17 protein-coding genes are annotated in these 20,602 nt (G+C 40.0%); 4 read left to right on the forward strand and 13 right to left on the reverse strand.

The window, feature by feature from the left end; genetic code table 11:
• From ACJAT7_RS09410 to tagH, 13 genes are all read right to left on the reverse strand, one after another.
• A partial coding sequence (locus tag ACJAT7_RS09410; RefSeq protein WP_415226546.1) for a hypothetical protein occupies positions 1 to 504 on the reverse strand: 504 nt, incomplete at its 3' end.
• 5 nt (positions 505 to 509) lie between these two features.
• A complete protein-coding gene (locus tag ACJAT7_RS09415) occupies positions 510 to 1,016 on the reverse strand; it encodes an ExbD/TolR family protein (RefSeq protein WP_415226547.1) in 507 nt (168 codons plus the stop codon).
• 5 nt (positions 1,017 to 1,021) lie between these two features.
• Positions 1,022 to 1,561, reverse strand: coding sequence for an ExbD/TolR family protein (locus tag ACJAT7_RS09420; protein ID WP_415226548.1), 540 nt, complete (start codon positions 1,559 to 1,561; stop codon positions 1,022 to 1,024).
• On the reverse strand, positions 1,562 to 2,179 hold the full coding sequence (locus ACJAT7_RS09425; RefSeq protein WP_415226549.1) for a MotA/TolQ/ExbB proton channel family protein: 618 nt from the start codon (positions 2,177 to 2,179) through the stop codon (positions 1,562 to 1,564).
• A gap of 46 nt (positions 2,180 to 2,225) precedes the next feature.
• Positions 2,226 to 2,498, reverse strand: a complete 273-nt coding sequence (locus tag ACJAT7_RS09430; protein ID WP_415226550.1) for a hypothetical protein — start codon at positions 2,496 to 2,498, stop codon at positions 2,226 to 2,228.
• A gap of 2 nt (positions 2,499 to 2,500) precedes the next feature.
• Positions 2,501 to 5,257: a bifunctional serine/threonine-protein kinase/formylglycine-generating enzyme family protein gene (locus tag ACJAT7_RS09435; RefSeq protein ID WP_415226551.1), complete on the reverse strand. Its 2,757-nt coding sequence runs from the start codon at positions 5,255 to 5,257 to the stop codon at positions 2,501 to 2,503.
• 24 nt (positions 5,258 to 5,281) lie between these two features.
• Positions 5,282 to 6,040 (reverse strand): PP2C family protein-serine/threonine phosphatase, encoded by a 759-nt coding sequence (locus ACJAT7_RS09440; protein WP_415226552.1) that lies wholly within the window; start codon positions 6,038 to 6,040, stop codon positions 5,282 to 5,284.
• Positions 6,041 to 6,095: 55 nt separating this feature from the next.
• Positions 6,096 to 6,821, reverse strand: coding sequence for a type VI secretion system-associated protein TagF (gene tagF, locus ACJAT7_RS09445; RefSeq protein ID WP_415226553.1), 726 nt, complete (start codon positions 6,819 to 6,821; stop codon positions 6,096 to 6,098).
• Entirely contained in the window at positions 6,821 to 10,348 is a 3,528-nt protein-coding gene (gene tssM, locus ACJAT7_RS09450; protein ID WP_415226554.1) for a type VI secretion system membrane subunit TssM, read from the reverse strand. Before tssM ends, tagF begins: the two co-directional genes overlap by 1 nt.
• 23 nt (positions 10,349 to 10,371) lie before the next feature.
• A complete protein-coding gene (gene icmH, locus ACJAT7_RS09455; RefSeq protein WP_415226555.1) occupies positions 10,372 to 11,304 on the reverse strand; it encodes a type IVB secretion system protein IcmH/DotU in 933 nt (310 codons plus the stop codon).
• 25 nt (positions 11,305 to 11,329) lie between these two features.
• Positions 11,330 to 12,664: a type VI secretion system baseplate subunit TssK gene (gene tssK / locus ACJAT7_RS09460; protein WP_415226556.1), complete on the reverse strand. Its 1,335-nt coding sequence runs from the start codon at positions 12,662 to 12,664 to the stop codon at positions 11,330 to 11,332.
• 108 nt (positions 12,665 to 12,772) lie between these two features.
• Entirely contained in the window at positions 12,773 to 13,267 is a 495-nt protein-coding gene (gene tssJ, locus ACJAT7_RS09465) for a type VI secretion system lipoprotein TssJ (RefSeq protein WP_415226557.1), read from the reverse strand.
• A gap of 15 nt (positions 13,268 to 13,282) precedes the next feature.
• Positions 13,283 to 14,824 (reverse strand): type VI secretion system-associated FHA domain protein TagH, encoded by a 1,542-nt coding sequence (gene tagH, locus ACJAT7_RS09470; protein ID WP_415226558.1) that lies wholly within the window; start codon positions 14,822 to 14,824, stop codon positions 13,283 to 13,285.
• An 818-nt stretch (positions 14,825 to 15,642) separates the two neighbouring features.
• On the opposite strand from tagH, the gene tssA reads away from it, so the two are divergent.
• The 4 genes from tssA (at position 15,643) to tssC (ACJAT7_RS09490) (ending at position 20,600) form a co-directional block, all read left to right on the forward strand.
• On the forward strand, positions 15,643 to 16,764 hold the full coding sequence (gene tssA / locus ACJAT7_RS09475; protein ID WP_415226559.1) for a type VI secretion system protein TssA: 1,122 nt from the start codon (positions 15,643 to 15,645) through the stop codon (positions 16,762 to 16,764).
• A gap of 93 nt (positions 16,765 to 16,857) precedes the next feature.
• Positions 16,858 to 17,379 (forward strand): type VI secretion system contractile sheath small subunit, encoded by a 522-nt coding sequence (tssB, locus tag ACJAT7_RS09480; RefSeq protein ID WP_415226560.1) that lies wholly within the window; start codon positions 16,858 to 16,860, stop codon positions 17,377 to 17,379.
• The gene (gene tssC / locus ACJAT7_RS09485; RefSeq protein ID WP_415226561.1) at positions 17,379 to 18,872 is read left to right on the forward strand and encodes a type VI secretion system contractile sheath large subunit; all 1,494 of its coding nucleotides are present in this window, start codon (positions 17,379 to 17,381) and stop codon (positions 18,870 to 18,872) included. Before tssB ends, tssC (ACJAT7_RS09485) begins: the two co-directional genes overlap by 1 nt.
• A 222-nt stretch (positions 18,873 to 19,094) precedes the next feature.
• Positions 19,095 to 20,600 (forward strand): type VI secretion system contractile sheath large subunit, encoded by a 1,506-nt coding sequence (gene tssC / locus ACJAT7_RS09490; protein ID WP_415226562.1) that lies wholly within the window; start codon positions 19,095 to 19,097, stop codon positions 20,598 to 20,600.
• Positions 20,601 to 20,602: the final 2 nt, after the last annotated feature.

Consider the following 20,602-nt stretch of genomic DNA (forward strand, 5'->3'; position numbering starts at 1 on the left):
GGCTGCTTTTCCGCTATCACTGCCATTGCTTTTGGTTATTTTATTGCCCAGCATAGTGTCAATATTTGCTGTGTCCATTAGATCGGAAAGATCATTGCTCAGTGCGAGTAATCCGCTCTCGCTGGCATTTTTACGCGCGGAAGCCTGTTCTTTAGTCAGCACCACTTCTTTTTTTACTTGCTGCTTTTTGATCTGATGTTTAACTTCTTCTTTGGGCTTCGGCGGCTCTTTTTTAATGGGCTTGGGTGGTTCTTTCTTAATCACTTTGGGTTTAGGCGCTTCTTTTTTGATAACTTTGGGCTTATCTAAAATGAACTTAGCGATCCGCTCAGGAACCACTATTTTTTCGCGCCGGGTCTCTTTGGGTATCTCTATTGAGCCCATAAACAGTGCCAGCCCCATGAATAACGTTAAAATTAACGAAGCAAAAATTACAAATGATTTTTCCGTTTTATTTTCTGGATGCCAATCTAGGGCCAACTGTTGATAAGTCGCAGTTGTCATTATCATTAACCTTTATTCTTAGCTGTTTGCACAGCAGCAAATGCTATTTTGGTGTAATTGGTCTGACGGCAAGTTGCTAAAATCTTTCGCAGCAATTGATAAGGGATATTCTCATCGCCCATGATGGTAACAGCACGGCCTATGCTTTTATCTTGTTCGCCATAAAGCCGGTTTGCGGTGCGAAAATCAAGCTCTTTTTCAAGTGCACTGATAATAGCGCTATCACCTTGCATAAGATCTGCAGTATCAGCCACTTTCTTGCCTTGAACCAAAATGGCTGACGCCGTAATACTGATAATAAGTGTCTCTTTAGGTACTTTATCAGCGACCGAAGCCGGTAAAGTAATATCTTTACTATTGGGTAGCTGCTGTGAGCCGGAGCTGACCAATAAAAAGAAAACTAAAATGGTAAAAATGTCCATTAACGACACCAGGTTCAACCCGGCGTGTTTATGGAGGCCTTCAAAATTCGACATCCGTTTTGAACGAGCCGATAGCTTAGCGTTTTTCATAGGAATTACTCTTTAGCACTATTCTGGCTGCTTTGTGTGTCCGCTGAAGTTGCTTCAGCAAGCTGCGCATCACCAATTGAAATGTCAGGAAAAAGTACGATCGTTTCTACGTCAAAACCGGATACCACTTGGGCACTGCGCACTTTATCCATCACTGTGATCATGGTTTTATATTCAATTAACGGTTCAAGTAATAAAGAGATACTTGTTTCATCCGGGAAGCGCGTTTTAATTGCGACCATTGCATCAGTAAAGGGTTTCCATTGACTATCGTCCTGGCTGCGCGCAATTTTTTTAATAATGCCGAGATTCGCATCTTGGATATCAAAACTTTTTTCACGAATAACCAGCTCAAGCTGAAGTTTAATCGGCTCCGCTGAATCATTTTTAGCATCGAGGGCGGGCAGGTTTAATTCAAGTATCGTTAACCTTGAAAAAACGGCAGTAATCAACAGGAAAGGCACTAAAATCACCATTAAATTCAAAAAGGCAGTGATATTGAGCTCTTCCGATTGCTGTATGCTTTTATGGCCTCTTCTTTTCATTTAATCTCTAACCATTAAGTTAAGTGCTTTTAATGATGATTTTTCAATCGTATCAACCAAATGCGCTGTTTTAGTGACTAAGTAAGAATGGCTTAACAATAACGGGATGGCGACGATCAAACCAAATGCGGTGGTGTTCATGGCAACAGAGATACTGGCTGACAATAAATCCGCTTTTTCAGCAGGATCGGCTTGTGCTACGGCAGTAAAGGCTTGAATCAGACCGATAATCGTACCTAATAAACCTAATAAGGTAGCAATATTGGCAAACGTCGCTAAGTAATGGGTACGCTGGGTAAGTTTAGGCAGTTCATCCATGATGCCCTCTTCCATTGCTGACTCGATCACTTCACGGCTTTTATTGTCGCTATGACGCGAAAAACCATAGTTAAGTACATTGGAAATAGGCGTTTTTATTTCTGAAGTAAGCTTTACCGCACGTGGAAAGTCTAACGCTTTGAGCATAGGCACCAGTTCAGACCAAACCGAATTGGTTGTACTTTGTACTTTACTTAAGTAGACAAAACGCTCAATTGTAATAGCGAGACCGATTGCTAAGACAAGTAATATCGGGTACATGAATGTACCGCCAGCTTGAAATAGTTTAACAATTTCCATAAAAATACCTTTGTGGTTAAGTGTGATAATAAAGTTGTTTTGCTGATTAGTTATCGTTTGAGCCCGTCAAAAAGCTCATACATTTATCTATTTTTGCCGCTAAATATGGCTGCGTTTTATCGCGTTGATCTCGCCCATCTGTGACTTCTGCTGGCGCCTGCTCCTCTTTAATTTGATGCGCTTCAACGCCATTAAAATTTCTGTCTAACGCATCCAACAGATACTTTCGTTGCTTACGGTACGCATCTAGCGATATTTGGCAATTAACATGTTCCATTGTTAATTCACGAAGTTGTTTTGAGTACTCAGTTATATTCATATTTAGCTGCCGTCAATATTTCTAACGAGGCGAAAACCGGTATGTTGATCCGCATCGCCACTATGATTAGTTAATGCTGCGCTGGTACAGACGTCCATTGATGTTTTATATGAACCGCCAACGGCAGCAAGCTTTCTGCCCGAGAGATAGACCAATTCCTGCGCATTTCCGGCATAATTTACAACCCCCCAACTGTTTTGCTTACCTATTGTTGTTTTAATCAACTCCTTGCCTTTGCTGATTCCGCGTGAGCTTATCTGGCAATTTCGATTTTGGTCAAGCCTGTTACCGCTAGACTGTGCCGCATATAACCATTCTGATTTATTGGGTAAGCGATAATGTTTGCCCGTCGTGGTGCTTAACCATTTGATATAACCCGTTATATCCGAGATGCTGACGCCTGTCACGGGCAAGTGACTTTCTACATCCAAAAATGGTTCACAGGCGTTACTTTTATTACAGTAGAGATTATATTCGCCAACCGAAACTTCATATTTACCAAAAGCAAATGGCTTGATTTTATTGGAGCCGGGGATAACCACCAAAGTAGGCCCGGAGCCTCCAACCTTTAAGGTATCTTTACATACAGCACGTGAACCGCGAGAGCCTAAGCCGGCAATGGATAACTGGCAGTCATCTTTTTCTTTGATCGTTAATGAAGCAATAGCGGCATTATTATTGAATAAAAGTAACGCATAACGTTTAGCCTCACGCGCATAATCTGGGCTGACTTGCCCCATCACAACAATACAGGATGCTAATTTTTTAGTTATTTGCTCTTCTGACTTATTAAAACGTGAAGAATCTAACGAGCGTAATTTCTCAATAGCGATTTTAAAGTCACGCATATTGAGTCGCTGGGTACAAGTTAACTGCTTATTGACGTTATCCATTGCTAAATCAAACAGATTGGCGTTCTGTTTATTGTTTGCTGCGGTAATTACTTTGGCTTTTGCCGACTGTGCGGCTTTATTCTGTTTTGCGATTGCCGCTAATTTATTCGCTTCTGCCAATTCTCTTGCCGCTTGCGCATTTAATTTAGCAGATTTCTCTTTTAATGAAATTTGTTGCGCCAATCTGTTTTTTTGTTGTTCCAGTAAGGTTTGATCAATACTGTAACGCCCAGCATTGTTAATAAGGTTCTTGGCGCTGCTAAAATTAAACGCAGTGATGGCACTTTTTATCTGCTCTAAATATAACTGATAAATAGTTTCTTTGGTGGTGAAATACCAAGGTGTTGGTTTTTCAGGGAATAATTTTTCAACGTTTTTTACCTCTTCCCACAATGAGCTTTGCCATTCTTTTGAAAAACTGGGAGAGGCAAGAAAACGGGTGATATTTTCTTGTAGTAGTTGATAACGAACCTTAAATTCAAGCTGATTCATTAATTCTGCTTGCGAAATTTTTGGCTGCTCTTTTTTATTTATCTCTGTATAGGCGTAGCCCGAAGAAGCCAGAGTGAAGAACACACCAAACCATAGGGTGGTATTAAATTTTTTCTTCTCTGTGATTTTCTTATAAAAGCTTGCTACTGAGTCTATGCGGTCTTTACGCTCAAAAGCTAATGCCGCTTCAATTGCTTTCCAATGACGCTTTTTTATACCGTGAATACGTTTAGGTTTTAATTTTTTGTTGTACGCTTCATCGGCGGGTAAACGTGTAAAAGGATGATCACCGGTTAACATTTCGTAAGCAATACAGCCTAATGCATAGATATCATCACGAACATCCGGCGTTTCACCCAATAACATCTCACGACTGGCATAAGCCGGGGTTAACGCGCCTAAGTTGCCCGCATCAAAAACGGTACGATCCTGCTCATTGTGGCTGCGATCAATTGATGCAACGGCGCGGGCGATACCAAAGTCAAATATTTTAGCTATGCCGCCGTCGGTAACAAACACGTTGCCGGGTTTTAAATCTGAATGGACAATATTTTCGCTGTGCGCATGTATCAGGGCCAAACACATACCATGCAGTAAATTCCACGCTTCATTTCTCGGCAGACCGGTGGAGTGATACTGTTTGATCATTTGATCCATCGGTTGGCCAACCATATACTCCATGGTCATAAAAACAACATCACCATCACGGTCAAAGTCATATACTTTTACGGTGTTTTGATTGGCAATATGCTGTGCTTTCTTGGATTCACGCTGCAGCGAAATAAAGGCTTCAGGATGAGTTTTAAACTCTTCGCTTAAAACTTTAATTGCAACATAGGGATCTCTGTCTTGCGCTTCAACCTTTAACAAATCTTTGGCTTTGTAAACAATCCCCATACCACCGACACCGAGAATGTCTTGTAATTCAAAACGTCCTTTAAGCAGTCTTATGCTGGATTTTGGAGTCGCAGTTTCCCGTTTAGCCGGATCGCCTATTTTCGTTTGAATCGTTATGTCAGATCCGCCGTGCTGGACAATATTCGCAGCCAAGGGTTTGTTATCAAAACTAATTCGCGTTGCATCGTCATAGTCAATCGCTAGCGGCTGTGGATCTTGATGTTGTTCACCTAAAGTAACGATTTTTTGCGCTACACTTGTTGCTATTACTGTTTTATCAGAAACTGCCTGTTCAAGATCCCCCTCTATACTGCTAGCAGTGCGATTATCTGCGACTGGCTTTGGTGAAAATACCGTTTTTTCATCCGCTGCATTTTCAGTAACTTGATCTTTGACTGCTTTACTCTTGCGAAGAACGGTTTTAGCCTGCTGCTCGTCAAGACTGCTGCCGTTTTGTTGTTGGTCATCAGTAGCCATGACTATTTACGTACTCCATTACGATTACTCGGCGGCATTATGATAAATACCTTTTACTAGTACAACGGACACATTATCGGATGCTTGATTGTGCAACGCTGTTTTTATAAGATTATTGACAGATTGTTCCAGGCTGTTTTCATAAAGACAGTTGACGATCTCTGTGCTATTAACCGAGTTATATAAGCCATCACTGCAAAGGAGGAATTGATCGCCAATTTTGACATCAAAGAGGTCGATATCAATATCGATACGCTCTGAAGTGCCAACGGCTCGGGTGATAACATTTGATTCGGGGTGATTTTCAGCTTGCTGCGCTGATATTAACCCTTGTTTTACCAATTCGGCCACATGGCTGTGATCTTCACTAATTTGGCTAAGCTTATCCTGCCTGAAGCGATAAAGTCTGGAATCACCCGCCCATAAACAGACACCAACATTGCCTTTAATTAATAATGAAACAAAGGTGCTGCCAATAGTACGGCCATTTAATCTCTCCCTTGAATATTCTAATAAGCATTTATTAACGTCGATTATAATATTTTCAATATCATTAACGAATATGTCCAGATTGACTTTGCTAGTGAGCTTTTTTAAGCTGTCAACTATCATTTGACTGGCCACACTACCGCCATCATGCCCGCCCATTCCATCAGCTACCGTCCATAAGCCAATCTCCGGTTGGGACAGGAAAGAGTCTTCATTTAATGGTCTAACTGTGCCGACATCGGTTGCACCTTCGCTCATCCATTTTAATGGCCGTCTTATTGTTATGTCATTCATAGTGTTTATTGACCCGTCTATTAATTTTCAATTCAAAGCGCCTTAAGATCTATTATCAAAGATTCGCCTGGTCATAGGCTTGAGGCCATCCCCACCGCGCCCACTGCCCATCCATCATTGCGGGTATTTGACTGGCAGGAGGTAACCCCTGCACGGTAAATAAGCAAGGTGATAAATTTTCTGACCCGCTGGTCGACCAAGCGCTATAACTATTGATGGTCGCGGTTAATAGACTATCGAGTAAGTGCGCATACGCATTGCTAGGTAACTCTTCTTCAAACTGAAAATCTATTTTCAGGCTCGCCGCTTTTGCCTGTTGTCCCGTTTTGCGGTACGCCATCGGAACCATAAGCTGTTGATGGTTTGCTTGCGCTAATAGTTCTTCTATTGAAAATTCGCCCTCTAAGGCTTGCAGTGCTAATTCTTCTATATGCTGATACCAACGCGCATTAACCGAGATAAATTCAAGTGGATTTATATCGCCAGGAAGCGGAATCGCAATAGAAAATGGGTAATATCGCCCGACCTGATCAACACTGGGCAACACAATGCCTGCCCAATGATTTTCATCAACAACACCAGCAGATAATACAAATCGCCAAATAGGACTAGTCAGATAAATATCTAACCAGTTATCGCCCATCTGCTCTTTTGATCCCGCAATAAAAAGCTGTAACCAATCATCCCATGCGGTCAAAAATTTAGCCGGTAAGTTACGATGAATAAAGTCACCATAACCGGGAAGCTTGCCATATAGGCCTAACGGTATCTCATTATTCATTAAATACTCGCTGGACATTTAAACAGACTCATTAATTGCTTTTCAAAAGGATTTTTCACACTTTTCGCCTTTATCTTGTAAGATATTTTATGCTCTGCGTTAACCGCATAAGTCACTAAATAAGTACTTGATTCATTAGTTTTAGTCAGTTTTGATTGTGCTAAAAGCCTAAACCATGCCCAAGGTCCCTCAAACGTTTCACTGTGCTGCTGCTCATTTAAATCTTCAAATATGATACGCACACGACTTTGTTCGCTATTGGCAGACCAATTTAATTTTTTCCAAAATTTAGGCCCATGGCTATAGGAGATCCTATCGTCACCCATCTCTAACATAAAGCGGATGTTGTTTTTAGGCATTGAATTAGGTTTTAATCTAAAAGCCAAACTCGGTGTTTCTGAATTTTGTCTGAAAAAGATATCCTTAATTTCCAACGCCACTCTCACCTGACGCAACGTTGCTGATGACAAACCAATACTATTGTTATCTATCGTTTTATTTCCCCATCCATTGCGTGTATTAATAAAGGGTTTTATGTAACCTTGATAGAAGCTATCAACATTGCCATTCGGCTTGAAGAATGCGACAAAGTCGAACAATGCAATGTCATTTTTTGAGTTTTTTGCAATGGGGTACCGTCCCGCGATACTTTCTCTGTATGGCTGATAAACGATATTGTTCCACTGATTATTAATATGTTGGTGAGCAGAGCGTAATATAACTCGCCATGTTTCATCAGCAAGCGTGGTTAACCAACGTTTAATGGGTTTAGGTGAGTTTTTAGCGTAAGCATGCAGTGCTGTGATGGCGTTTTCTGACCCATTTTGATAGCGTGCTTTAACCAGTTCAAATGCTTTTAAACCCGGATCGGGCGCAAAGCTGATCGCATTGACCATCTCCTGCATCTGCGATATTTTTAACAGTGCGGTGCTAATGGGTGCCGGCTGCCTTTTAGTTTCACGCAACAGCACATTAATATCTCTATATCTTTTATCAACACTCGTCCAATTAACCTTTGCAGCAGCAAAATCAGCAAGCTCGCCTGCTATACCTTTTTTATTATCATCGGCAAGGTTTTCCGCCATTGAACTTGATAACTGTGTATTAGCAACGGTGACATTTAAGATCGCGACAATAGGTGAATAAATTGGATCAGAAAAATTGGCCAGTATATTATTGACCTGCATAAGATCTTTGCCCGGTTTTACATTGAGCAGATCATATATTTTTTGCCATTGTCTATTATAATCAGCCAAATATAGTTTCTTTACTTTGTTACTGATCTGTTCAAGATCGTCTTTGATAAAAGAGACTTCATTTTCGGTATCATCATGCAATAACCATTTTTCTTTGCTTATATTGACAATAAGATCTGAGTTTTCTGAAAAATCGATCTCATCATAACTGCGCTTGGTAAAGAGAACGGGGATCATCATTTGTTGTTGTATAGCAGGTGTGATGATATAAGTATCGCGAACAGCCCCCCCCATTTCATTTAATATATTTACCTTTCTCGCATATTTTGGTTGTACTCGGATGCGTTGATATATCCGTTGCGAAGCGGGCATGCGCATTAAGTGTTGACGTGTAGATCGGAGTACTTGCTTGTTTAACTGCGCTGCTTGAATATCGGTTGCTAAGAATGCCGTCAAATGCGCTTTCAGCGCCTGCTTATCTTCAGGTTGCTGTGAGAACTCCTGATCCCACTGCGTTGAAAACCATTCGACCATTAATTGTTTATCCATATGGTCAAGTTTACTAAACATCACATAGATGCGGAATGTGTTATATAGGCTTTCGCTGACCTCATTTTTATTTAAATGTAATTCTACATATTTGATTAATTTCGGATAAAAAACACCGCTTAAATAATTTTTGTAGGCTGTATTGGCAGCTTGGTCGATACTTGTGTCATACATGCCGAAGCCAGCTAACCACGGATGTTCTTCTTGGCCGTAGACAAGACTCGCTTTGGCCAACGCGTTTAATGTCGGCAAAATAACGCGTAAATCACTTGACCAAGGGCTTTGGTTTTTAAGTTGATTATCATATTCAGCCACATAAGAGGCTACTTCCTGCATATAAATTTTATGTTGATTAAGCGCACCGGTCCAAAATACCAGCAATGCCACTGAAACAGCTGCCATAGAGGTATAAGCAACACGCTGACTCCATTTGATCACTTTGTCATAAAACCGGTTGGAGCCAACTAATTCAGATTCTGTAAAAATTACGTTTTTGAAAAGCCCCCCTAAAAAGTAACTCTTCCCCTGTTGTAAAGGCGAGTTGATAGTTCCGCCAGTAAAACCGAAATTAGAGGAAACTGACGACATCAATCTATCGATAGGTGTACCGTCCTGGGTACCACTGGTAAAGTAGACGCCACGTAAATAAGGCTGTAAACGATAGCGGTTTTGGACAAAGGTTTGCTGAACAAAACTGTCGATGGTAGTTTGCAGGTTTTCCATTTGCTGAGGAAAGCCTTGTATAGCACTACGTCGTTTAATATCTCGTTCATTATGAACCCGAGATAAAACCCTGTCATATAAGCGTTTGATAATATTGCTGTATTCTTGTGTGATCTTAGAAAAATCCGGTGCTTGTGAAGGCTCTGGTGCATCGGGTAAGGAGATGCCGAGCACTTGTTCACGTTCTTCTTTTCCTAAATCCTCAAAAAACTCGGTAAAACCCGACACTAAATCACACTTGGTAAACATAAGATAAACAGGGAAACGTACCTCTAGCTTTTCCATTAATTCGTCAACTCGCAAGCGAATTGTTTTAGCATGTTTAACACGCTCTTCTTCCGTTTGTGTCAATAGTTCCTGCAGGCTGATGGCAATGATTGCGCCATTAATCGGTCTTCTACGACGATGTTTTTTTAATAAGCTCAGGAAACCTTCCCATGCAGAGCTATCAACAACTTTATGACTGTCTTGGGTTGTATAGCGTCCCGCAGTATCAATAAGCACCGCATCATTAGTAAACCACCAATCACAATTTCTGGTACCACCAATGCCCTGCAACGCTCCTTTCCCAAACTCTTCAGCCAAGGGAAAATCTAAACTGGAATTTATTAATGCGGTGGTTTTACCAGAGCCTGGCGGCCCAATAATAATGTACCAAGGTAATTCATATAAGGCAGCTTTAGCACCACGGCCATTAAAATTCAATTTCTTTAAGGTTGTTAACGCCTGCGAGAAACGCGCGCTCATTTGCACCATTTCATCAGAGGTTTGATCTGAAATTATATCGGCACCATGATCATCTGGTTTTTGTTGCAGATCGTTAAGCAAATTATTATTGTTTTGCTTCTCTTTGAGCTGAATTCTTAAATGATTTATTCCCCATAATAAAGAGAGTATTACTATGGTTATTAACCTGGTGCTTTGTGACTGCAGAAATGCGGTGTTTTGATCACCAAATTTAATGGCAGGACCAATAAACCAGACAAGCAATGCAAGTATAATCAAACCAATTAAGGATATGACGATTCTGTTTTTAAAAAAGCTAGCGATGCGTTTCATAGAAGACTCAGATAATGTTTAAACTACTTATTTAAAGAAACGTTGTTCATTTCTTGTGTGTATTTACTTTGTATATCAGTCAGCTGTTGACTTACCACATCTGATGATTGATCCAACCAGTATCTAAATCCTGTATAAGTTAGCGTCATAACCCCAGCAAAAACAGTTGCCACCACCCACATAGGAACATAATTTGAAAGGGTTTTTCGGTTGTTACCCAGCCCCTGCCAAGCAGGTGATAACGAGCGTTCATATTCACCGCGATAACTTCTAATAATATGGAACAGATCATCTCGCAACTGCTCTAATTGATCCCGTCCACGCGAGATAACGCGATATTTTCCTTCGTAACCTAAGCTCAGACAGATATAGATAAGTTCAAGTACATCTATGTTTTCAGCGGGTGAATTACGTAATCTGTCAAGAATGGTAAAAAACTTTTCTCCTCCAGAGGTTTCATTGTGAAAAGAACCTAATAATGTTCTTTGGTTCCAAGCACTTTCGGCTCCCCAGGGGGTATTTAAAACGGCTTCGTCGAGAATGGTACACAAGATATATCGCGCAACGACTATGCTGTTTTCCAGGACCCCATCCGCTCGCGCTTTTATTTCAAATGCTTTAATTTCTCTATCAAGCTGCTGATGTAAACTGCCAACATTGGGGTGATTAAGCGCCTCTCGGGTTTTGGAAAAAACGGCTAATAAAATCGAGGCAGCGTTAACCACTGGATTCAAACCATAAGCGGTAGAAAAATCACGAGGAATACTGCCAATTGGTGGATTACCTCTTTGCATACTGGCTTGCTGTGGCTGAAATGGTTGATTACTTTGCGCCGGCGTCGCCTGAGCATGAGGTGCTCGGCCACCAGGAATTGGACGAACCACAGTACCATCACCCCGATTGGTGGGCTGTCTAAATACCGTTTTATCTTGATTGTCATAACCATTTGCAGACATTTTCATTCCTTAGAAATAAGTTGAATTATTGGCGAATTGACCAAAACTCCAGTTCTAAATCGGGGAAATCAGCCCCGATATGGAAAGCAAAGCCTCCCGAGTGAGTGAGCTCTTTCCAAAATTCATTGTTACGCTCAAGCTCAAAATAGCAATAGCCCGCATGATAGGGAATTTGACGTGGTGCAACGGGCAAGGCTTTTAACGGTATCCCCTGCATCGCCGCATTTACTAACTGACGAATACGTTCAACAGGTCCAACTTTAACGGTTGCAGGAAACTGACTGCGTAAGTTGTTTTCCGCCATTTTTGCGCGAACGGCAAGCACAAACAGTCCAGAGGTCAGTAGCGTTCTGTCGGTGATTTGAGCAACTCTAATGCCAAATTTCTTTTCAACTAACGGCATAGAGACAGCCGTTTGCTCATAGACCATAGTTAAACACTGTCTTAGCGAAGCCATTACCGGCGTGAAAGTTTGTTGTAAATTACTGTGTAAATATGCAGCAAAGGCCGGTGGTCTTTTGGTATCGGTAACAAAGGTTGAGAATTCACCTACCATTTGTACTATCTCTGTATAAAGCTCAAGCGGATGTAGACTTTGCAATTTTGATAAGTGATTAGCCAATGGTTCAAGGCGATTGATCATTTGTAACATCATATAATCAGCTATTTCAGCTGAGCCACCACGCTGTGTGTCGGCTAAACGCCCCGCGATAGATTCACCTCGGTGGTGAAGTAAACCGACAAGCTCGGTTAAAAACCCGACTAATTTTGGTGTGGCAGCACAATCAATGCAGGTCGCAATATAGTTATCATCGAGTATTACGTTTTTATCCTCTCGGATTTCAACAATTTTAAATAGGCCAATGGTTGCGTAACCACTTAAATCATCAGAGGCAAGTAGCAGACGTAGACGCGGTTTACCCACGGCTATATCAAGTGACTCTCCACCTTCAAATGAAACATCTCTAATGGCCTGTTTAGCAGAGTAGTAACGCGCCAACCCTTGAGTTTCATCATTCGCTAATATCTCAAGCGCCCCCGGGCGTTTAACCGGGATAGCAAGATAAACAATTTGATTTGTTGTGTTTTCAGGTACTTCAAATACATCGGGACGATCATTATGATCCGGAAAACTAAAAGGTGTACCATCAGGAAATATACCTGCGGCCCTTGTTAAAGCGATTTTCCCTAATTTAAGTAGCTGTTGATCAAATTCAATTTGGTTAATTCCCCATGCATAGGCTCCCATAGCTGAGCATTTCCCCTGAATATATCGTTCCAGGTATCGCTCTTGCTGTTGGAAATGATGAGGATTTAAAAACATCCCCTCTGACCAAACCACTTTACTATCTAATGACATAAGATCCTGCTACCGCTAAGTTAGTTCATTCATATATGAAGCTTTAAAATTTTATTGTGCTTGCTTGCGACACAAGCAGCACAACCGTTTTTATAATAAGGAAATTATTTATTGTAATAAAATTATTCGATTACCCGATAACTGTACCCTTGCAGACGAACTCACTATGTTGGTCTTTGCAATTGGTATAACTACTTTATATTTAGCATCTTGATATTGTAAAAATTCAACATATAAACCGATATATTGTGTTTCACTGCTGAGTACAAAATCAGCTACACTATTCTCGCCAGGTTGAATAGGTTTTAAGGACTGCTGAGTAACCATTGATTTACCTAATACTTCTGTATCCTTTTCATATAAATCAATAAAATTGGCATTTTCAAACTCTTTGACCGTTTTAAGTTCATACATTCGCACAATCACAGGGGACGACACTTTACTGTCATCGGGGTTAACATCTTTTTCTACTATAAGACTCAGTTTAAAGTCGGTATCAAGATTTAATAGCCCCCCCACTTTCGTATTTGCCGCTGTACATGAGAACAGAGTGAAAGCGATGGCACTCAAACATAAAAATTTTACAAAGTTAAAGTTATACATTATTTTTCCCATAAGTTATTTGCTGGATTGATCGTCATTATCAGGTGAAACTCTGGCACTGATTAAGCGTTGCATTTGATCTTCATAGGCCTGCACAAAGTCATAGCCGAACAAGTGTTGAAATGAATCATCCAGGTTATCAACTAGCCCCCGATGATATTCTTTATAAGCATTCCATCGCTTACTTTTATTACCAATACTAAGCAGGCTTAAGCTTTTATACTTTTCAAATCGACTTTCCAAATTAGTTGGATTAAATCTTTCGATCATCCCTCTAAATGCAGCTTGCATACCAGCAACTACCGCCACCTGGTGTTCTGCTATACCTTGAAAACCTTCTTTAACTGCATCAACCGGGGCTTTGTAGGCATTATTTTCTTTAATAAACATATTCTCCATCGCATCTTCGATATTTGCGGAGAATTTTAACGGGTTATTTTCAATTGATTGGATAGTGGTAACATTAATACGAAATTCTTCTTTTATTTTTTTTCTAAATTTTAATACTTGCATCATCCCCTGCATGGTTTCGCGCATTAGCAAACCGACAGTTTCATTAATCTCTGCAACTTTTTTATTATCTAGATTCCATTTAGATAATCCCATCGCGTTAACTACCGTGTTAAGTTCCATACCATTAGTTGAATTGGTTTCCGCAGCACTTAACTGATTTTTGGCCAGTACAAGTTGCGCCTTTAACTGAGAGACTTCATCAAGCAATTGCTTGTTTTTCTGTTTAAGCGCAATACATTCCGCTTCAGTTTGATTAGACCGTGGCACGTCAGGTTTACTTGGAGTAGGGATTGGGATCGGCGCTACTGTCTCTGTATTAGCAGTGACAATCGCCTCACTTTCGTCCCAATCATCCCAGTCATCAGGTATTAGACCCGCTTGTTGATTAGCAACCGGCCAGTCGATAGCATCATTTACCACACGACTGCTATCAATTTCACCATCCTGTGCAAAGGCATCTTGAGCAAAACTGTCATAACCACCACCCTGTTTTGCAAAGGGATCATCTGATGGTGAATTATCCTGGTCAAGTAATGCAATAGGGTCGACCTGTTTAGAATCAAATGCTGACATCGAACTCGTCGGATTAACAGCAGAGGCAAATGGATCGTTTTCAGACGCAACCTGGGAGTTGAAATCATCATCAATTGCTAATGGTGAATGCAAGTCCGCAAAAGGATCTGTGTTTCTATCTCCTTGAAAGGGACTAGGGCCGTTTAACTCATTACTAATATTGGCGATAAACTCATAGTCACTAATCGCAAATCTATCACCATCATTTAATAACACTTGGTTACCATTGCCGACAGGCTCTGCCGCCCCATTAACAAAAGTACCGTTGGTACTCATATCAGTAAGAAAGTATTGCTCTGCTACGCTAGAGATTTTTGCATGGACAGATGACATATATTTACTGGGATCATCTAGCACCCAAAAATTATCGCTGCCGCGTCCAAGTGTTCCACCTGCATCGGGAAAGCTATAGCTTGGTTTGCCAACACTGACGCTATCGGGTGAATAAACAATTTTTATTTCAATCGGCATAACATCATTCCTTGATAAAGGAACCCCATAATCATTAATCAAAGAACATCATATTCTTCTTTTTTACGTCTAATTTAACTAATCAAGCTTCGTGTATAGGCGTGTAACACATAAAATAACTCTGCATGCTGTTTCTTTCCAATTAGGCTCTCTGCTTCCTTAAAATGTTTTCATGATAATAAATTTAAGTTAACAACTGAGTCCTATTCCCTCTGTTGACCAGCAGGGTTATAAATTCAGTAAATATATACACACTTTAGACATCAAAAAAAACAGTCAAACAACCTATGCGGCATGTATTTAAATATCAAATATCAAAAAATAAAATTTATGTTATCAGACAATTAACAGTAAAAGCTATTGAAATTAACACAACGTAACTATAAAGCTAAGGTGTAAGCTCACGCTTTTTATTGTAATTTTAAAATAAAGGGAGTGCTTTTTTTTCGCTGCCGTAACTAAGTCGAGATAACTGCATTTATCCATTCTCATGTATAAACAAAAAAAAATGTAATATAAAGAATAATTTATTTGCATTAAGCAACAATAACAATGCGATTGTATGCAATTAAAACGACCCATCTAGTAATATAATTATCTAAATACTTTTAGCGGACTCATCAGCCAGAGCGCTTAATATAGCCAACTTAATATATAGTGGCTTGAATAACCACGAACAGATCACAAAATATTTAAGCTTGTTTGAAATCAGGAATAGTTATTGTTTTTTTTACAACAGTCTTGCAAAAAAACTCATTACATAATAATCTGCGCCCTCTTAAGGATCAAATGTAATAAAAATGGAGTTTCTAAATTCAATGTCATCACCTGCACTAATTGATATTTCATCATTAATTTATCCCATCGCAGGAGATCTTAGCGTTGGTAACGATCTGCGTCTTGACCCCTCTTACACATCTGAATATTCTCAAATTAAAGATGCCCGTCGCGCAGCGCGTGATGCAGAACGCAACAATATGTTTGATGGTGACAACACAGAAGCACATGAAAATTGGAATAAAATATTATTATTAGCGCCCAACGTCATTGCACAACAATCCAAAGATCTCGAAGTTGCTTGCTGGCTTACTGAGGCTTTAGTTAGAAAGTCTGGTTTTCAAGGCCTTAAAGAGGGCTTTACCTTAATTAGACAACTCGTTGAAATCTACTGGGAAGATGGTTTGTACCCCACGCCTGATGAAGATGGCATTGAAACACGTGTAGCACCTATTTCAGGGTTGAACGGAGAAGGGGTTGATGGTGTTTTATTAAGCCCTATTCGTAACTCATTTATTACTGAAGATAATGCTTATGAACCTTTCAATTTATGGCAGTACAAGCAAACCATTGATATCAGCCGCCTTTCTGATGACCGGGCCCGAACTGCTAATATTGAAAAAATAGGCTTTTCTTTTGAAGATATAGAAAAGGCGGTGGCTCAATCTTCTAACGAGTACTACTGCACGCTTTATGAAAATATTGAAACCTGTTTATCAGAATATCACGCCATTAATCGTTTATTGACTGAATATTGCGGCAGTTATGATGCCCCACCAACTAGTAAAATTATTGAACTACTTGAAGATGCAAAGAGTGCCATTAACCACCTTGCTAAATCTAAGCTTCCGATCGCTGTCGAAGTCGTTGAAATTGAAGAGCACGAAGAAGCAGAGAGTAAGCTGGCAAGCGGCCCTGCCGCAACAGCGCCTGACGTTATTTCAACAACCCTAAATTCAAGGGATGACGCTTTCAAGCAACTTAGTCATATTGCTGAATATTTTAAAAAAACAGAACCTCATTCACCGGTTTCATATATTTTAACCAAAGCAGTGAAATGGGGGAATATGCCACTTGAAGAGTTGATGAAAGAATTGATTCCTGATTCATCCTCAAGAGAAACCTACAGCTCCCTTACTGGAGTTAGTGTTGACGACTCGTGATAAATTCAGTTAAAACAGCAGCATACTATAAATTGTCGATACAATATTATTGATCAAAACGCACACTTATTTTTATATACTCGGAGAAGAATCATGGCAGAAAGTATTCATAACAAGCTAAAAAGAGTAAGGAAACCCCGCGTACACATCACTTATGATGTAGAAACAAATGGCGCAGTAGCTAAAAAGGAAATTCCTTTTGTTATGGGTGTTATGGGTGATTACTCTGGCGATAATACGGAAAACAAAAAACAACTAAAAGATAGAAAGTTTTCACAAATTGATCGTGACAATTTTAATGACATCATGGCAAAAACCGCACCAAAGCTGAACATGAAAGTAAACAATACGTTAGCAGATGACGGTAGTGAAATGTCTATTGCACTTGATTTTAATCATATGGAAGATTTTGAACCTCATAAGATAGTTGATCAAGTAGCGCCACTTAAAAAACTACTTGAAACTCGCGATAAATTACGTGATTTACTCAGTAAAGCCGATCGCTCAGAAGATTTAGAAGATCTTTTAGAAAACATTCTAAGTAATAGCTCCGCACTCACTTCTTTATCAGACGAATTACTTGCAAATGCTGATAATAATGGGGAGGATAAATAATGCCTACAACTGAAAATTTATCTAACCAATCAGCACAAACAACTGATGTACTCGAGCCGGGTTTTTTAGAGCAAGCGATTAGTGCCACAAGACAAACCCCACGAGATGAGACTGAAGCATTATTAAAAACACTGGCTCAGGAAGCGATGAATGGCACTGTTACTTGGGATAAAAGTTTAACAGTTACTATTAATGCAGCTATCAATGCGATTGATGCTGCATTGTCTAAACAGCTTTCAGCTATCATGCAAAACCAAAAATTTAATAAGCTTGAAGGTTCATGGCGTGGTCTACACCATATTGTGATGAATTCAGAGACAAGCTCTCAATTAAAAATTCGCGTTTTAAATGTAAGCAAAAAAGAGATTTATAAAGATTTAGAGAAAGCGGTTGAATTTGATCAAAGTCAAACATTCAAAAAAATATATGAGAGTGAATTTGGTACCGCCGGTGGTGAACCCTATGCCGCATTAATTGGCGACTACGAGTTTTCATCTCACCCAAATGATGTAGATTTACTGTCGAACATATCAAATGTTGCGGCAGCGGGTTTCTGTCCTTTCATTGCAGCCACCGCACCAGAAATGTTTGGTTTCGAATCGTTTGCAGAGCTTTCTAAGCCGCGTGATCTGGAAAAAATATTTGATTCCTCTGAATACATCAAATGGCGTAGTTTCCGCGACAGTGCAGACTCCCGTTTTGTAACTTTAACTATGCCTCGCGTACTCGCTCGCTTACCTTATGGCCAAGCGACTAAACCAATTGAAGCATTTAATTTTGAAGAAGGCAGTGTTGATCGTGACGGCAGACAGCTAAAAGGTGAACACGAACATTACTGCTGGATGAATGCAGCTTACGCAATGGGTACGACCTTATCTCGTTCATTTGCTGAAAATGGTTGGTGTACAAGTATTCGCGGCGCAGAAGGTGGTGGTAAAGTAGAAGGTTTACCAAGTCATACCTTTGTTAGTGATGATGGTGATATGGATCAGCAATGTCCAACTGAAATCGGTATTACTGATCGCCGCGAAGCAGAATTAAGTAAATTAGGGTTCTTGCCGTTATGCCATTATAAAAACACCGATTATGCAGTGTTTTTTGGCGCACAAACAACGCAAAAACCTAAGAAATTTGATGATCCAGATACCACAGCAAACTACGAAATATCAGCGCGCTTACCCTATATAATGGCCACCGCACGTATTGCCCATTTCCTTAAAGTGATAGGCCGAGATAAGATTGGTTCATTTCTTGAAGCGTCTGATGCCGAAGCGATGTTAAATAAATGGATCAATAATTATGTCGTCAACAGCCCGGATGCAAGTGCTGAGATGAAAGCCAAATACCCGTTAAGAGAAGCAAGGGTTGAAGTTAAAGAAGTGCCAGGTGAACCTGGTGTCTATAGCGCGATTGCTCATTTATGTCCATGGTTACAAATGGAAGAGTTAAGCGCATCACTTAGATTGGTAGCGAAAATTCCAAAATCCAGTTAATTTCGCCATTGCCAAGTGAATAGCAATACAAAAACATAAGGAAATAAATAATGAACCATAGGATTGTTGTCTTGGGTCGAAGAGATAAAAAAATGCGGATTATTGAGCAATGTTTTTATTTCTTGCCGGCTATAGTACAGCAGGGTAAATTATTTATTTCCTATTGTCATTTTCAGATAAATAGGTTTAACACGCTACCTGTTCAGAATACCTAAGGCTAACGTGGTAGATTCCCCAATATTAATTAAAGATGCCGAGCCGTCACTTTTTGAAAGTGTGTTAGAGAAACAGGCATACATCACTGATTTGACTCAAATTGTTGATGAAAAAGATGATACCAAGGCTTTACAATACTGTCTTGAAAACGTTATAGACAAAAGCAAGCTTACTTCTGCAAAAGCAGCAAGAAATGCTCTGTTGCGCGTTGTTGCAGACATTGACGAACAAATAAATGATCAACTCAACCACATTATCCATCATCCCCGATTTCAAAAATTAGAAGCCTCCTGGCGTGGTCTATGGCTTTTAGTGAAACAGGCGGATGGTTCTCACAACATTAAAGTAAAAATGTTAGATATGAAGTGGTCTGAAGTTGTTAAAGATATTAGTAAAGCGACAGAGTTTGATCAAAGCCAATTATTTCAAAAAATATACAGCGAAGAATATGGCACTCCAGGCGGCGAACCTTATGGCGCAATAATTGGGGATTATGAAATAAGTCATCAGATCACTAAAGAACACCCAACTGACGATATATCAACATTAGCCGGGATTGCGCAAATTGCGGCTGCCTCTTTCTCTCCATTTATTGCATCAGCATCAAGTGATTTATTCGGCATGGATGACTTTTCGGGTCTTGGTCTACCGATCAATTTTGAAGCTGTTTTTTCACAAGCACAATACACAAAATGGGACGCGTTAAGAAACTCTACCGATACACGCTTTATTGGTTTAACTTTGCCACAAATCTTAATGCGGCGCCCATACCGCACTACGATGGGAAGTTATAAAGGCATTAATTTCTATGAGCAAAATGATAACTCGGGTAAAAACAATCTATGGGGTAATGCAAGTTACGCTTTTGGCTGTATTCTAATCAGGGAATTTGCAGATATAGGTTGGTTCGGTCATATACGTGGTGCGCCACGAAATCATTTGTCGGGCGGCATCTTTAAAGAGTTACCTGTCGATGCCCATGCGACCGATTCTCATGATATTGCGTTTAAACCTGTAACTAATGTGATTATCACAGATTCTGTTGAGAAAAAAATTAGTGAACTAGGTTTTATACCACTATGCCAAGGTTATTTATCTCCCTACACGACATTTTATAATAACCAATCAATCCATCGACCAAAAAAGTACGCAACCTTAGATGTGGATACCAACGCAAAGATTTCGTCAATGTTACAACATGTTTTGTGTGGTGCGCGTATATCCCATTTTATCAAATTAATGATCCGGGATAAGGTGGGCTCTTTTATCAGCGCTGACAAATGCGAAAATCATATTCGCCAATGGTTAATGCGATATACCACTGGCAGTGAAGATCTTGATTGGGAAGAGCAAGCAAAATACCCTTTAAAAGAAGCTTATGTGCGTGTTAAAGACCACCCGGCAAAACCCGGTCATTTTTTATCTGTAATTCGTATACAACCTCATTATCAGCTCGACCAAATGGTGTCAGAGCTTGAGCTAGTGACTGAACTAGCATCTTTTAGGAAGTGATC

It is taken from the genome of Psychromonas sp. (assembly GCF_047632995.1).
In the GTDB taxonomy this organism is placed as follows: Bacteria; Pseudomonadota; Gammaproteobacteria; order Enterobacterales; family Psychromonadaceae; genus Psychromonas.